The 13,900-nt window shown below is 73.8% G+C and carries 15 protein-coding genes; 8 read left to right on the top strand and 7 right to left on the bottom strand.

What is annotated here, in order from left to right; translation table 11 throughout:
* The first annotated feature begins 38 nt into the window (after window positions 1-38).
* Both VIG76_RS13835 and VIG76_RS13830 read left to right on the top strand, forming a co-directional pair.
* Window positions 39-1,478, top strand: coding sequence for a DEAD/DEAH box helicase (locus VIG76_RS13835; RefSeq protein WP_331955149.1), 1,440 nt, complete (start codon window positions 39-41; stop codon window positions 1,476-1,478).
* A gap of 27 nt (window positions 1,479-1,505) precedes the next feature.
* Window positions 1,506-2,168 carry a GNAT family N-acetyltransferase gene (locus tag VIG76_RS13830; RefSeq protein WP_331955147.1) on the top strand — a complete coding sequence of 221 codons (663 nt, stop codon included), beginning with the start codon at window positions 1,506-1,508 and terminating at the stop codon, window positions 2,166-2,168.
* Between the two features lie 18 nt (window positions 2,169-2,186).
* On the opposite strand, the gene VIG76_RS13825 is transcribed toward VIG76_RS13830, so the two are convergent.
* Window positions 2,187-3,050 carry a PHP domain-containing protein gene (locus VIG76_RS13825; RefSeq protein ID WP_331955145.1) on the bottom strand — a complete coding sequence of 288 codons (864 nt, stop codon included), beginning with the start codon at window positions 3,048-3,050 and terminating at the stop codon, window positions 2,187-2,189.
* A gap of 104 nt (window positions 3,051-3,154) precedes the next feature.
* On the opposite strand from VIG76_RS13825, the gene VIG76_RS13820 reads away from it, so the two are divergent.
* Window positions 3,155-4,564 carry an aminopeptidase P family protein gene (locus tag VIG76_RS13820; protein WP_331955143.1) on the top strand — a complete coding sequence of 470 codons (1,410 nt, stop codon included), beginning with the start codon at window positions 3,155-3,157 and terminating at the stop codon, window positions 4,562-4,564.
* Window positions 4,565-4,579: 15 nt separating this feature from the next.
* On the opposite strand, the gene VIG76_RS13815 is transcribed toward VIG76_RS13820, so the two are convergent.
* The gene (locus VIG76_RS13815) at window positions 4,580-5,164 is read right to left on the bottom strand and encodes a YflT domain-containing protein (RefSeq protein ID WP_331955141.1); all 585 of its coding nucleotides are present in this window, start codon (window positions 5,162-5,164) and stop codon (window positions 4,580-4,582) included.
* 64 nt (window positions 5,165-5,228) lie between these two features.
* Here VIG76_RS13815 and VIG76_RS13810 point away from each other — a divergent pair, with 64 nt between their 5' ends.
* From VIG76_RS13810 to VIG76_RS13800, 3 genes are read left to right on the top strand one after another with little or no spacing between them, the layout of a single operon-like run.
* Window positions 5,229-6,557, top strand: a complete 1,329-nt coding sequence (locus VIG76_RS13810; RefSeq protein ID WP_331955139.1) for a magnesium transporter MgtE N-terminal domain-containing protein — start codon at window positions 5,229-5,231, stop codon at window positions 6,555-6,557.
* Window positions 6,541-7,077: a DUF1003 domain-containing protein gene (locus tag VIG76_RS13805; protein WP_414640648.1), complete on the top strand. Its 537-nt coding sequence runs from the start codon at window positions 6,541-6,543 to the stop codon at window positions 7,075-7,077. Before VIG76_RS13810 ends, VIG76_RS13805 begins: the two co-directional genes overlap by 17 nt.
* A complete protein-coding gene (locus tag VIG76_RS13800) occupies window positions 7,074-8,195 on the top strand; it encodes a P-loop NTPase (RefSeq protein WP_331955137.1) in 1,122 nt (373 codons plus the stop codon). Before VIG76_RS13805 ends, VIG76_RS13800 begins: the two co-directional genes overlap by 4 nt.
* Before the next feature lie 4 nt (window positions 8,196-8,199).
* Here VIG76_RS13800 and VIG76_RS13795 read toward each other — a convergent pair whose 3' ends face one another.
* On the bottom strand, window positions 8,200-8,553 hold the full coding sequence (locus VIG76_RS13795; protein ID WP_331955135.1) for a twin-arginine translocase TatA/TatE family subunit: 354 nt from the start codon (window positions 8,551-8,553) through the stop codon (window positions 8,200-8,202).
* Window positions 8,554-8,628: 75 nt separating this feature from the next.
* Between VIG76_RS13795 and VIG76_RS13790 the strand changes: the two genes are divergently transcribed.
* Window positions 8,629-9,252, top strand: coding sequence for an O-methyltransferase (locus tag VIG76_RS13790; protein ID WP_331955133.1), 624 nt, complete (start codon window positions 8,629-8,631; stop codon window positions 9,250-9,252).
* 51 nt (window positions 9,253-9,303) lie between these two features.
* Here the strand turns inward: VIG76_RS13790 and VIG76_RS13785 are convergent, their stop codons facing one another.
* The 3 genes from VIG76_RS13785 to dapE all read right to left on the bottom strand — a co-directional run bounded on the left by VIG76_RS13785 (window position 9,304) and on the right by dapE (window position 11,891).
* A complete protein-coding gene (locus VIG76_RS13785) occupies window positions 9,304-9,471 on the bottom strand; it encodes a DUF3117 domain-containing protein (RefSeq protein ID WP_331955131.1) in 168 nt (55 codons plus the stop codon).
* A gap of 87 nt (window positions 9,472-9,558) precedes the next feature.
* Window positions 9,559-10,833, bottom strand: a complete 1,275-nt coding sequence (locus tag VIG76_RS13780; protein ID WP_331955129.1) for a hypothetical protein — start codon at window positions 10,831-10,833, stop codon at window positions 9,559-9,561.
* Window positions 10,815-11,891: a succinyl-diaminopimelate desuccinylase gene (gene dapE / locus VIG76_RS13775; RefSeq protein ID WP_331955127.1), complete on the bottom strand. Its 1,077-nt coding sequence runs from the start codon at window positions 11,889-11,891 to the stop codon at window positions 10,815-10,817. The genes VIG76_RS13780 and dapE overlap by 19 nt, the downstream gene beginning before the upstream one ends.
* A gap of 61 nt (window positions 11,892-11,952) precedes the next feature.
* Here dapE and dapD point away from each other — a divergent pair, with 61 nt between their 5' ends.
* Window positions 11,953-12,885 (top strand): 2,3,4,5-tetrahydropyridine-2,6-dicarboxylate N-succinyltransferase, encoded by a 933-nt coding sequence (dapD, locus tag VIG76_RS13770; protein ID WP_331955125.1) that lies wholly within the window; start codon window positions 11,953-11,955, stop codon window positions 12,883-12,885.
* Window positions 12,886-12,956: 71 nt separating this feature from the next.
* Here the strand turns inward: dapD and VIG76_RS13765 are convergent, their stop codons facing one another.
* Window positions 12,957-13,898, bottom strand: coding sequence for a hypothetical protein (locus VIG76_RS13765; protein WP_331955123.1), 942 nt, complete (start codon window positions 13,896-13,898; stop codon window positions 12,957-12,959).
* Window positions 13,899-13,900 lie beyond the last annotated feature (2 nt).

Raw genomic sequence — 13,900 nt, 5'->3', positions numbered from 1 at the left:
CCGCTGATCACCAGCACCCGACCGACAGGCACATCCTCTTGACCTTCGCAGAACTCGGCATCGACCAGGACCTGGTCGACGCCCTCGCCGCTCGCGGCATCGTCGAGCCCTTCCCCATCCAGGCCCAGACCATCCCCCTCGGGCTCTCCGGCCAGGACATCATCGGCCAGGCCAAGACCGGCACGGGCAAGACCCTCGGCTTCGGCCTCCCCATCATCCAGCGCCTCGGCCACGACCCCGAGCCCGGCGTCAAGGTGCTCGTCGTCGTCCCGACGCGCGAGCTGTGCGTGCAGGTCGCCGAGGACCTCGAGATGGCCACCTCGAACCGGCCCACCACCGTCGCCGCGATCTACGGCGGCAAGGCCTACGAGGGCCAGATCGAGCAGCTGAAGGCGGGCGCGCAGATCATCGTCGGCACCCCCGGCCGCCTGCTCGACCTCGCCGGGCAGCGCCTCATCAGCTTCGCGGACGTCCGCGAGATGGTGCTCGACGAGGCCGACAAGATGCTCGACCTCGGCTTCCTGCCCGACATCGAGAAGCTCTTCGCGCAGACGCCGCCCGGCCGGCACACGATGCTGTTCTCGGCCACGATGCCCGGCCCGATCGTCGCGCTCGCCCGCCGCTTCATGAACCGGCCCGTCCACATCCGCGCGACGGATCCGGATGAGGGCCTCACGCAGGCGAACATCCGGCACCTCGTCTACCGGGCGCACTCGCTCGACAAGGACGAGGTCATCGCGCGCATCCTGCAGGCGGAGGGCCGCGGCAAGACCGTGATCTTCACGCGCACGAAGCGGGCCGCCGCCCGGCTCGTCGAGGAGCTGAACGACCGCGGCTTCAACGCCGCCGCGGTGCACGGCGACCTCAGCCAGGAGCAGCGCGAGCGCGCGATGAACGCGTTCCGTGCCGGCAAGAAGGACGTGCTGATCGCGACGGACGTGGCCGCCCGCGGCATCGACGTGGACGACGTCACGCACGTGATCAACCACACGCTGCCCGAGGACGCGGACGCCTACCTGCACCGCGCCGGCCGCACCGGCCGCGCCGGCAAGACCGGCATCGCGGTCACGTTCGTCGACTGGGACGACCTGCACAAGTGGGCCCTCATCGACCGCGCCCTCGAGTTCGGCAAGCCGGAGCCGGTGGAGACGTACTCGTCGTCGCCGCACCTCTACTCGGACCTCGACATCCCGGAGGGCACGAAGGGCCGCGTGAAGGGCCACAGCGCCCCGCCGCGCGCCGCGAGCGCGCCGGCACCGGACGCGAACGGGGCGGGCTCCCGCACGCGCACCCGCACCCGCTCCGGTGGGGGCGAGTCGGCGCAGCGCGGCGAGCAGCAACACCACGAGCACGGGCACGACCACGGCGAGACCGCGCACAGCGAGCACGTGCCGGGCTCCGGCGCGCACGACGGTGCCGGCAGCCGGCAGCGCCGCCGTCGCCGCCGCGGCCCGCGCCCCGCCACGCCGTCGGCCTGAGCCGCACCGCGCCGATAGTCTTTCCCGATGCCGACCCTCACCGACGTCGACATCTGGCCGCTGCTCGGACTGCGGATCTCCGTCTCCGACGTCGAGCTCTCGGCCGTGGACGACCGCACCGCGCTCGATCTGGGGCGGCTCGCCGCATCCGGGATCCACGGCAACGCGCTGCCGTTCACGACCCCGTGGTCGCGCGGCAGCGACGTGGAGGTGGCCCGGAACGTGTACCGGCACCACTCGGGGCTGCGCACCACCCTCTCCCCCGAGGCGTGGTCGCTCGAGTTCGCGGCGCGGCTCGACCACACGCTGATCGGGGTGCAGGCGCTCGAGGCGAACGACTTCGCGACGAACCGGTCGGCCGAGAGCATGTCGTGGCTCGGCCTGCAGTGGCAGGGCCGCGGGATCGGCACGCTGCTGCGGATCGCGGTGCTCACCTTCGCGTTCGAGGGCCTCGGCGCCGCCCGGGTCACGACCCGGGCCTGGTCCGACAACGTCGCGTCGTCCGCCGTGAGCCGCAAGCTCGGCTACGTCGCCGACGGCGAGGCGAGCCAGGACCGCGAGGGCGTGCCCACGGTGCTGCGGCACTACCGCCTCGACCGCGCCACGTGGGAGGCGCGTCCCGCCGAGCTGCGCCCGCACGTGCTCATGGAGGGCCTCGGCCCGGTGCGGCGGTGGCTCGGCCTCGACTGAGGCTTCAGCCGGCGCTCGTCAGGGCACCGGCTGGACCGGCGCCGATCCCGTGGCCTCGGCGACGATCCGCGCGACGACGTCGGGGGCGGTGGTGTTCTCGCCGATCCGGTTGGGCTTGCCGCTGCCGTGGTAGTCGCTCGATCCGGTGACCGCGAGGCCGAACCGCGCGGCGAGCTCCGCGACCCGCTCCCGCCCGTCGGGGGTGTTCTCCCGGTGGTACAGCTCGAGGCCGAAGAGGCCCGCGTCGACGAGCTCGCCGACGACCGACTCCCCCAGCACGCGGTCGCGGCCCGCCGCCCCAGGATGCGCGAGCACCGGCACGCCGCCGGCCGCGCGGATCAGCCGCACGCCGTCCTGCGGCGTCGGCGCGTAGTGCGGCTCCACGTAGCCCTGCCGCGGATGGAGGATGCCCGCGAACGCGGCGCTGCGGTCGGATTCGATGCCGAGGGCCACGAGCGCGTCGGCGATGTGCGGCCGGCCGACCGTCGAGCCCGGCGACGTCTGGGCGAGCACGTCCGACCACGCGACCGGGTAGTCCGCGCCGATCCGCTCGACGATCCGCCGGGCGCGGGAGCGGCGGGCATCCCGGATCTTGGCGGTCTCGGCGACGAGCGCCGGATGCTCGGGGTCGATCAGGTAGCCGAGCACGTGCACGCTGCGCCACTCGAGGCGCGTCGAGAGCTCGACGCCCGGCAGCAGGCCGAGGCCGGTCGCCTCGGCGGCGGCCCGCGCCTCCGCCCATCCCGCGGTCGTGTCGTGGTCGGTCAGCGCGATCGCGGAGAGTCCGGCGGCAACGGCCGCGGCGACGACGTCCGCCGGCGGCTCGGTGCCGTCCGAGATGCGGGAGTGGGTGTGCAGATCGATGCCCCCGCGCGCCTGCACGGAGCCGAGCCTAGCCGCGCGACCCGGACGCGCCCGGCGCCCTGAGGACGGTGCCTGCGGCCCGCCCCGGGCGCGCCCCCGGTCCACGGTGGGAGGATCGGAGCATGTCGAACGACCAGCAGGTGCACACCGCAGAGAACCGGGACGTCGAGCAGCCGGTCGAGCGCACCGCGATCCCGAAGTCGCGCGCGTTCACCGACTACATCGGATCGGGATGGGCCGACCGGCCGAGGACCCTGCCGCCGCTGCGGCCCCTCGCCGCGGCCGCCGCCGAGCGGCGCGCCGCACTCTCCTCCCGCCACACGGGCAAGCGGCTCGTGATCGCCGCCGGCGACCCGAAGGTGCGCTCGAACGACACCGACTACCCGTACCGGGCGCACTCCGCGTTCTCCTGGCTCACCGCCTGGGGCGCGGACACGGTGGCGGGCGCCGTGCTCGTCTTCGAGCCGACCGGCGACGGCCACGACGTCACCCTCTACTTCCCGCCCGCCGCCGGGCGCGACACCGACGAGTTCTACGCGAACGCGGCGATCGGCGAGTTCTGGGTCGGGCCGCGGCCCACCGTCGACGAGGTCGGCGCCGAGCTCGGCCTCGCCACGAAGCCGCTCGCCGAGTTCACCGCCGGCGACGCGGACGTGACGCTCGACGACACCGACCTCGAGCGCGACCTCTCCGAGGCGCGGCTGGTGAAGGACGACGAGGAGGTCGCGGAGCTGCGCGCCGCGGTCGCCGCGACGAAGCAGGGCTTCGACGACGTGCTCGCGGCGCTCCCCCGCATCGTCGAGCACGAGCGCGGCGAACGGGTGCTCGAGGGCGTCTTCTTCACCCGCGCCCGCTCCGAGGGCAACGAGCTCGGCTACGACACGATCGCCGCCGCCGGCCCGCACGCGTGCATCCTGCACTGGACCCGCAACGACGGCCCCGTCGTGCCGGGCGACCTCGTGCTGATGGACGCCGGCGTCGAGATGCCGAGTCTCTACACCGCGGACATCACCCGCACCTTCCCGGTGAACGGCAGCTTCTCCCCCGTGCAGCGGGAGATCTACGAGGCCGTGCGCGAGGCCGCGGACGCCGCCTTCGCGATCGTGAGGCCCGGCATCGTGTTCCGCGAGGTGCACGAGGCCGCGATGGCCGTCATCGCCGAGAAGGTCCGCGGATGGGGCCTGCCGAAGATCGATCCGTCGGTGCTGGAGGGGCTCGAGGGCCAGGCGCACCGCCGCTACATGGTGCACGGCACGAGCCACCACCTCGGGCTCGACGTGCACGACTGCGCGCAGGCCCGCAAGGAGTTCTACATCGACGGCGTCGTCGAGGCCGGCATGGTCTTCACGATCGAGCCGGGCCTCTACTTCCAGCCCGACGACCTCACGGTGCCGGAGGAGTTCCGCGGCATCGGCGTGCGGATCGAGGACGACGTGCTCGTCACCGCGGACGGCTACGAGAACCTGTCGGCCGGCATCCCGCGCACCGCGGACGAGGTCGAGGCGTGGCTCGCGGAGCGGGCGAAGGCCTGACGCCCGAGCGATGAGTCAGGCGCCGGCGACCGGGCCCGTCGGGGGCTCGTCGGGGGCGTCGTCGACGCCCCCGACCGGTGTCACCGGCGTCACGGCCGTGCCGCCGAGCCCGACGCCGAGGATGTTGCGCGCCCGGTTCGCGACCTCGGGGTCGACGACGAGGGAGTAGGTCGACGCGACCACCTGCATCACCGAGCTGAAGTCGCGGCGGCTGCGGGTGGCGGCGTAGCTGACGAGCCCGAACAGGATCCCGAACGCGGCGCCGAGCAGCACCGCGCCGACGAGGTAGCCGACGCCCGGGTTCGCCCGGGTCGAGAAGATGAGGGTGACGACGCCGAGGAAGAGTCCGAGCCAGAGCCCGGACGCGGCACCGGCACCGGCGGCCCGGCCCCACGAGAGCCGGCCGGTCACGCGCTCGACGCTCTTCATGTCGTTGCCGACGATCGAGGCGGACCGCACCGGGAAGTCGGCGTGGGCGAGCTCGTCGACGGCCTGCTGGGCGCCCTCGTAGGAGTCGTAGGTGGCGATCACGTCGCCCGAGGGCGGCTTCGGGAACGACATCTGCCGGGAGGCGCCGAACGCGCCCTGCGTGCTGGTCACCCGGGGAGTATCCCATCGGGCGCCTTGGCGGGTCGATGGGCACCCTTTGACTAGCCTGGGCCCTGTGAGCACGACGCGCATCTTCGTGGCCCGCCTGGCCGGGTGCGCCGTCTTCGACCGTCAGGGCGACCGGCTGGGCCGGGTGCGCGATGTGGTGGTCGTCTACCGCCGCTCCGACCCGCCGCGCGTCGTCGGCATGGTCGTCGAGATCCCCGGCCGCCGTCGCGTCTTCCTCTCGATCGGCCGCATCGTCTCGATCGGCTCCGGGCAGGTCATCACGACCGGGCTGATCAGCGTGCGCCGCTTCGAGCAGCGCGCCAGCGAGACCCGCATCCTCGCCGAGATGCTCGGCCGCCGCGTGGCGCTGACCGACGGATCCGGTGACGCGACCATCGAGGACGTCGCCATCGAGGAGGTCGGCCCCGGCGAGTGGGAGGTCGCGCAGGTCTTCGTGCGCCGCCCGAAGACGAGCCCCTCACCCTTCGCGAAGGGCGCGACGATGTTCGTCAAGTGGGGGGACGTGCGCGAGCGGGTCCTCAGCGGGCAGAGCCAGTCCGCGGCGCAGCTCATCCAGAGCTACGCCGACCTGCAGGCCGCCGACCTCGCCTCCACCCTGCTCGACCTGCCGGAGCAGCGGATGCACGAGGTCGTCGCCGAGCTGCCGGACGAGCGGCTGGCCGACGTCCTCGAGGAGATGCCCGAGTCCTCGGGCGCCCGGATCCTCGCGGGGCTCGGCGACGACCGCGCCGCCGACGTGCTCGAGGCGATGCAGCCCGACGACGCCGCCGACCTCATCGCCACGCTGCCCGACGAGCGCAGCGAGACGCTCCTCGACCTCATGGAGCCCGACGAGGCCGACGACGTGCGCATGCTGCTGCGCTACGAGCCGGACACCGCCGGCGGCCTGATGACGACCGACCCGATCATCCTGTCCTCGGACGCGACGGTCGCCGAGGGCCTCGCGCTCATCCGCCGGCACGAGCTCGCCCCCGCGCTCGGCGCCGCGATCTGCATCACGCTGCCGCCGTACGAGCCGCCGACCGGCCGGTTCCTCGGCATCGTGCACTTCCAGCGGATGCTGCGCTACCCGCCGCACGAGCGGATGGGCACCCTGCTCGACACATCGACCGAGCCCGTGCGCGCCGACACGTCCGCGGCCGAGGTGGCCCGGATCCTCGCGTCCTACAACCTCGTCCAGGTGCCCGTCGTCGACGCGAGCCACCGGCTCGTCGGCGTGGTCACCGTGGACGACGTGCTCGACCGCCTGCTGCCCGACGACTGGCGCACCGGCGACGCCCCCGAGTCGCCGCGGCCGCCGCTGCGCCGGCCGTCGACGGACACGTCCGCCATCGTGACCCGACCACGGAGGACCTCTCGTGGCCGCGCCGGGTAGCCGCCAGCAGCGGCGCCGGATCGACCCGCTCGAGGAGCCGAAGGGACTCGGCCGGCGCCGTCAGCCGCGCACGAGCCGCGACGTCATGGGGCGGTTCTCCGAGGGGTTCGCCCGCGCGATGGGCACCTCCGGGTTCCTGATCGGGCTGACCGTCTTCGTCCTCGCCTGGCTCGCCTGGAACGCCTTCGCCCCGAAGGCCGCCCAGTTCGACCCGGTGAGCAACGGGTTCGCCGTGATGACGCTGATCCTGTCGCTGCAGGCGTCCTACGCCGCGCCCCTCATCCTGCTCGCGCAGAACCGGCAGGACGACCGCGACCGGGTGCAGGTCGAGCAGGACCGCCAGCAGGCGCAGCGGAACCTCGACGACACCGAGTACCTCGCCCGCGAGATCGTCGCGCTGCGGCTGCTCGTGCGCGACATGGCGTCGAAGGACTTCGTGCGGACGGAGCTGCGCGGGCTGCTCGAGGAGCTCGACAAGCGCGAAGCGGACCGGGCGGCGGGCAACCCGTCCGGCTCATGACCGCGCTGGCGGACGCGGTCCGCGACTCGGTCGGCCGGGTGCGGGACCCGGAGATCCGCCGCCCGATCGCGGAGCTCGACATGGTGGACGGCGTCGAGGTCGACGGCGGCACCGTGCGGATCGCGCTCAGCCTCACCATCACCGGCTGCCCGGCCGCGGACCGGATCGAGGCGGATGCGAGGGCCGCGGCCCTCGCGGTGCCCGGCGTCGAGCGGGTCGAGCTCGCCCTCGGGGTGATGGCGCCGGCGCGCCGCGCGGCGCTCGTCGAGCGGCTGCGCGGCGTGCGCACGAACCCGTTCGGCCCGGAGTCGCTGACCCGCGTGATCGCAGTGACCTCCGGCAAGGGTGGCGTCGGCAAGTCGACGGTCACCGCGAACCTCGCCGTGGCGCTCGCCGCGGCCGGCCGGTCGGTCGGGGTCGTCGACGCCGACGTGCACGGCTTCTCGATCCCCGGCCTGCTCGGCATCGCGCCCGACGTGGCGCCGACGAGCCTCGACGGCCTCATCCTGCCGCCGGTCGCGCACGGCGTGAAGGCGGTGTCGATCGGGATGTTCCTCCCGCCCGACGACCGCACCGGCGCAGTCGCCTGGCGCGGACCGATGCTGCACCGCACGCTGAACCAGTTCCTCACCGACGTGCACTTCGGCGACCTCGACGTGCTGCTCGTCGACTCGCCGCCCGGCACCGGCGACGTCGCGATCTCGCTCGGCCAGCTGCTGCCGTCCGCGGAGGTGCTCGTCGTGACGACCCCGCAGGCCGCCGCTGCGGACGTCGCGGTGCGCTCGGGGCTCGTCGCGCGACGCCTCGGGCAGCGCGTGATCGGCGTCGTGGAGACGATGGCGCCGGCCGTCCTCCCCGACGGCTCCCTGCTCGACCTGTTCGGCTCCGGCGGCGGCGAGGCCGTCGCCGCCCGGCTGTCGACGGCGGACGAGCCGGTCCCGCTGCTCGGCTCCGTGCCGCTCAGCTCGACGTTGCGGCGCGACGGCGACACGGGCACGCCGGTCGTGCTGGCGGATCCCACGGATCCGGCCGCGGTCGCCCTCGCGCGGCTCGCGGCCGCGATCGGCGCGCGACCCCGTGGACTGGCGGGACGCTCCCTGCCGGTGCGGCCGGGCTAGCGGCTCAGGTCGCCTCGGAGTCGAAGACCGCGGCCTCGCCACGCACCCGCCGCGGCTCGCTGCGGACCTCGACGGGCTGCGGCTCGGGCGCCGGGTCGTCCCGGTCGAGGGGCTCGAGCAGGGCGTCGCGGATGATGCGGCGCGGGTCGTACTGCCGCGGGTCGAGCTTGCGCCACTCCTCCTCGTCGAAGTCGGGCCCCATCTCCTCCTTCACCCGGTCCTTCGCGTCGTCGATCATGCGGCGAGCGGTGCGGACGAAGCGGGCGAGACGGGACGCGTAGTCGGGCAGCTTCTCGGGCCCGATCAGGAAGAGGGCGATCACGCCGATCACCAGCAGCTTCTCGAACCCGAAACCCATGGAGGAACTGTAAGCGCCGAATCCGCTCCGCGCCGCCCGCTTCCCCGGATCGGCGCCGACACTAGGCTTTCGGGGATGCCCGACAGCACCACCGGCGCCGTGTTCGCCGACGCCTTCGCAGCCGAGGACGAGGCGATCCTCAGCGCTCGCGACGCGTCCGCGCAGTTCGGCATCGAGCCGGTCTCCCCCGCGGTCGGCGCCGCGCTCGCGGTCGCCGCGGCGGCGCGGCCGGCGGCATCGATCGTCGAGATCGGCACCGGCGCGGGCGTCTCGGGCCTCTGGCTGCTGCGGGGAGCGCCCGCGGCGCAGCTGACGACGATCGACGTCGACCTCGATCACCACCAGGTCGCGCGGAGCGTCTTCGCGGAGGCCGGGCACCCGAAGCAGGTGCGCTTCATCACCGGCGACGCGCGCGACGTGCTCCCGCGGATGAACGACGACTCGTACGACCTCGTGCTCGTCGACGCGGACTGGGAGTCCCTGCCCGGCTACGTGGATGCGGCGCTGCGGCTCGCGCGAGTGGGCGGCACCGTACTCGTCGCCCGTGCGCTGCAGGGCGGCAAGGTCGCGAACCCCGCCAGGCGGGATCGCGCAACGGTGACGCACCGCGATCTGCTGAAAGCGGTGCGGGACCGGTCCGACCTGCTCGCGGCGCTGCTGCCGGTCGGAGACGGCCTGCTCCAGCTCGTGCGCCGCTGACGCGACGCACGAGACGTCAAGGATCAGGCTCGAAGCCGAGCGATCAGACGGTCAGCCGACGGCGTTGGACAGCGCGTCGCGGAGCTCCTTGGCCTCGGCGTCGTTGACCGACACCACGAGGCGGCCGCCACCCTCGAGCGGAACACGCACGATGATGAGGCGCCCCTCCTTGACCGCCTCCATCGGACCGTCACCCGTTCGCGGTTTCATCGCCGCCATGCGAGCACCTCTTCCTTCCCGAAGAACGATCCCCATTATCCCCTACCGCGGGCGCCACACCCAAATGCCGGGCACTCGAGGGCCTGATCAGGGCACACTCCAGTAGACCTGGAAGGGCCCGTAGGTGCACCACAGCCAGAGCGCCTGCATGGCCGTGCACGCCACGAGCAGTGCTGCGCGGGCCGCCGTGCGGCGCGGCACGAGCGCCCCGGTCAGGGGCGCCATCGGCATCAGCAGCCGGAAGAGGCTCGACTGCGGGAAGAACACCGCGAGCAGGTAGAGCGCGTAGGAGGCGGCCCACAGCCGGTTCAGCGCGCCGAGGAGACGCGCCGCCGGCGAGAGCAGCAGGGCGACGAAGCCGCCGACGACGACCACGAGGAGCAGGACGGCGACGATGTCGGCCCCGGCCGAGCCGACCGCGCGCTCCGTCCAGAAGTGCGCGGCGAACCACCAGGGCGTGAAGAGCGCGAAGGCGGAGTCGCCCATCCAGAGCGCCCGCCAGGCCGCCTCGGTGCGCAGGTAGGCGTCGGGGACGCCGGTCGCGGCGGCCGCGATCCAGGTCCAGGCGAGCCCGGCGACGAGCGTGACGGCGGTGAGCACGACGCCGGCGACGAGCTCGCTCCTCGGCAGCGGATCCCGCCCCGCCCGCGCCCCGCGGATGCGCACCAGCAGGTGCAACCCGATCGCGAGGGCGAGCGGCAGCGCATCCGGGCGGGTGAAGGCCAGCGCCACCGTCACGGGGATCGCGGCGGCGTAGCGATGCCGGTCGACGAGGCAGAGCGCGCCGAGCAGCAGGGCGAGGCCGAGGGACTCGGCGTAGGCGGCCTGCAGCACGAACGCGAGGGGCGAGAAGGCGAACAGCGCGACGGCGAAGTCCGCGCGGCCGGCCCCGATCCGCGGCCGCAGCAGCAGCGACAGCAGCACGGCCGCGACGAATCCGGCGGCGAGCGAGACGAGCACGGCGACCGGCGGCCAGGCTGCGGTCACCCCGAGCGACAGCGCCTTCACGAGGTACGGGTACAGGGGCAGGAACGCCCACTGGTTCGTGTCGACGGCGCCGGAGGCCGTGAGCGGCAGCACCGCCGGGTAGCCGTGCACCGCGACGTACCAGTACCACTGGCCGTCCCAGGCGGTGGCGAGGGTCACGAGGTCCGGATGCGGACCGGCCCGGGAGGCGGTCGTGCCCTGCGTGCCGACCCAGAGGTAGAGCAGTGTCGTGACGAGCCGGGACGCGGCGAAGACCGCGAGCGCCCGCCCCCACCAGGACAGCGCCGACCAGGACCCGCGGAGGCCGGGGCGCGGCTGCTCCCCGTCCGTGTCGGCCGCGCGCGTCGGCGCGGTCGTCAGGCCCGCGTCAGCCACGCGCGCAGGCCCGCCTCGCAGGCGCGGATCTGGTCGGTGGGCACCCGCTCGTCGTCGGCGTGGGCGAGCAGCGGATCGCCGGGGCCGTAGTTCACGGCCGGGACGCCGAGGCGGGCGAACCGGGCGACGTCGGTCCAGCCGTACTTCGGGCGCGGGACGGCGCCGACCGCGGCGACGAAGTCGCGGGCGACGGGCACGTCGAGGCCGGGCCGGGCGCCGCCGGCGAGGTCCACGATCCGCACGTCGAAGCCCTCGAAGACCTCGCGGACGTGCTCGACCGCCTCCTCGGGCGACCGGCTCGGCGCGAAGCGGTAGTTCACATGCACCATGCACTCGTCGGGGATGACGTTGCCGGCCACGCCGCCCGAGATGCCGACCGCGTTCAGCCCCTCCCGGTACGCGAGCCCGTCCACCTCCACCGTCGCGGCCTCGTACGCGGCGAGCCGGTCGAGGATCGGGGCGGCGCGGTGGATGGCGTTCACGCCGACCCAGCCGCGGGCCGAGTGCGACCGGCGGCCGAAGGTGCGGATCTCGGCGCGCAGGTTGCCGTTGCAGCCGCCCTCGATCCCGGCGCCGGTGGGCTCGCCGAGGATCGCGAAGTCCCCCGCGAGCTCCTCCGGATGCGTCTGCGAGAGCACGTTGAGGCCGTTGAGGGCCTCGGCGACCTCCTCGTGGTCGTACCAGATCCAGGTCACGTCGATCACGGGCTCGGTGACCTCGGCGGCGAGCTTCAGCTGGACGGCGACGCCGCCCTTCATGTCGACGGTGCCGCGGCCGATCAGCACCTCCTCGCCGGCGATCGAGTCGATCCGCGTCGGGAGGTTGCCGTTGACCGGCACGGTGTCGATGTGCCCGGCGATCACGACGCGGGCGTCGCGGCCGAGCTCGGTGCGCGCGACGACGGTGTCGCCGTAGCGGCGCACGACGAGGTGGGGCAACCCCCGCACCGCGGCCTCGATCGCGTCGGCGAGCGGTCCCTCGTGGTCGGAGACGGTCTCGATGTCGCAGATCGCCCGGGTGAGCGCGACGACATCGGCGGTGAGGTCCAGTCCCGGCACCCTCCGAAGGCTACCGGCCACCGCCTCGATGCCGGGGAAGGCCCCCGGCTAGCCTGGGCCCGTGACCGACGCCTCCCGAAGCGCCTGGGGCCACGGCCTCGCCACCTCCGCCGCCGACGGGACCGTCCTCGACACCTGGTTCCCGGCGCCGGAGCTCGGCGACCGCGATCCGGGCGAGGCCCCGGTCGACCTCCTCCGGCTCGCCGGCGAGGACGAGGGCCTGCGGGTGCGCCGTGCACCGGTCACGGTGCGGATCGACCTCGACGCTCCCCCGGCGACGACGCCCGACGCCTACCTGCGCCTCCACCTGCTGTCCCACCGCCTGGTCGCGCCGAACACGATCGACCTCGACGGGATCTTCGGCGTGCTGCCGATCGTGCTCTGGACCTCGCGGGGTGCGGTGCCGCCCGAGGAGGCGCCCTTCCTCCGCCGGGAGTACCTCTGGCGTGACGGCATCGACATCCAGGGCCTCGACCGCTTCCCGCGGATGACCGACTACGTCGTGCCGTCGGGCGTGCGGATCGCCGACGCATCACGCGTGCGGCTCGGCGCGCACCTCGCGCCCGGCACCGTCGTCATGCACGAGGGCTTCGTCAACTACAACGCGGGCACCCTCGGCGCCTCGATGGTGGAGGGCCGGATCTCGCAGGGGGTCGTCGTCGGCGACGGCTCGGACATCGGCGGGGGCGCCTCGATCATGGGCACCCTCTCCGGCGGCGGCACGGAGCGCGTCTCGATCGGCCGCCGCTGCCTCCTCGGCGCGAACGCGGGCCTCGGCATCGCGATCGGCGACGACTGCGTGATCGAGGCGGGCCTCTACGTGACGGCGGGCACGAAGGTGACGCTGCCGGGCGAGTCCGGCCGGGTGGTCAAGGCCCGCGAGCTGTCGGGCCGGCCGAACCTGCTCTTCCGCCGCAACTCCCTCACGGGCGCGGTCGAGGCGGTCGAGCGCTCGGGTGCGGGCATCGCCCTCAACGAGTCGCTCCACGCCTAGCCCGCGAATCCGGGCGCCTTCCGTCATTCCGGGCGTCTTCTCGCGCCCGGAATGACGGATCACGCCCGGATTCAGCGCAGCCGCGGGAGGCCCGCGAGCTGCAGGTCGCGGGCGAGGGCGCCGCGGGTCCTCAGGGTCGGCCAGGTCCAGCGGTGCACGTGAGGGTGCCCGGTAGTGGCGCGGAGCCGGTCCTCGCGCACCTTCTCCGCGATGACGACCTGAGCGGGCGTCCTGCCGGCCAGGAGATCCGCCTCGCGGTACTTCTTCAGCCCGTCGAACTCACCGATCAGGCCGAAGTCGGGCCACCAGAAGTCGACGTATCCGATCAGGCCACGCCGGTCGAAGAACGGCTGCTGCAGGATCGGGGCCGGAAGCCCGGCATCCGCGATGAGGACGCGGGACAGCGATTCACCCGGAGAACCGGAGTCGCGGTCCGCGAACGCGAGGGCGGCCTCGATCCGGTGGCGGCCGCGCGCCGGCGCCCACTCGTCGAGCACCTGGCGGAGCCGATCCTTCGTGATGCCCTGGGCCAGCACCCAGTCGAGTGCGACCACCGCTTCGTCGAAGGCCTCGGTCGCAGCGAGATCGAGCGCCGTCCGCTCCAGCGTGGTGCAGGCGATCCCGTCGACCGCGGCGAGGTGCTGCTCGGGATCGTGCGTCGCATGCTTGCGGACGCCGTGCTCGGTTCTGCTGCCCGCCGCGACGGTCACCCGCGCGTGCACCAGCCCGTCGGGTGGGCGGATGGTGGGCACGTGCCAGAGCGCGGCGGCGGACCGGTGACTGGCGACGAACGCGGGATGCATCTCCGCCATGGCCGCCGCCTCAAGGCGCCGGCGGTCGTCCTCCGGGAGCCGATCCCAGATCGCGGCGGAGACGTATGCTCCGCTGCGCAACCGCGTCAGATCGCCCCGGTCCGCCGCCCGCTGCATCGCGCGGCCGTCGCCGGTGCGGTTGTGATGCCGGACCAGGATCAGGTCGGCGGCTCCTTCGATGGGGTCCATGCGGGCGAGCATCG

This window comes from Amnibacterium sp., from assembly GCF_036559085.1.
Taxonomy (GTDB): domain Bacteria; phylum Actinomycetota; class Actinomycetes; order Actinomycetales; family Microbacteriaceae; genus Amnibacterium.
This window is presented reverse-complemented; position numbering and strand designations above follow the sequence as displayed.

What these genes read in the sequence shown, in the direction of transcription:
- VIG76_RS13830 (WP_331955147.1), top strand. Translation starts at nt 1,506, where the DNA reads ATGCCGACCCTCACCGACGTCGACATCTGGCCGCTGCTCGGACTGCGG.
- VIG76_RS13800 (WP_331955137.1), top strand. Translation starts at nt 7,074, where the DNA reads ATGACCGCGCTGGCGGACGCGGTCCGCGACTCGGTCGGCCGGGTGCGG.
- VIG76_RS13785 (WP_331955131.1), bottom strand. Translation starts at nt 9,471, where the DNA reads ATGGCGGCGATGAAACCGCGAACGGGTGACGGTCCGATGGAGGCGGTC.
- VIG76_RS13795 (WP_331955135.1), bottom strand. Translation starts at nt 8,553, where the DNA reads ATGGGTTTCGGGTTCGAGAAGCTGCTGGTGATCGGCGTGATCGCCCTC.
- VIG76_RS13765 (WP_331955123.1), bottom strand. Translation starts at nt 13,898, where the DNA reads ATGCTCGCCCGCATGGACCCCATCGAAGGAGCCGCCGACCTGATCCTG.
- VIG76_RS13790 (WP_331955133.1), top strand. Translation starts at nt 8,629, where the DNA reads ATGCCCGACAGCACCACCGGCGCCGTGTTCGCCGACGCCTTCGCAGCC.
- VIG76_RS13820 (WP_331955143.1), top strand. Translation starts at nt 3,155, where the DNA reads ATGTCGAACGACCAGCAGGTGCACACCGCAGAGAACCGGGACGTCGAG.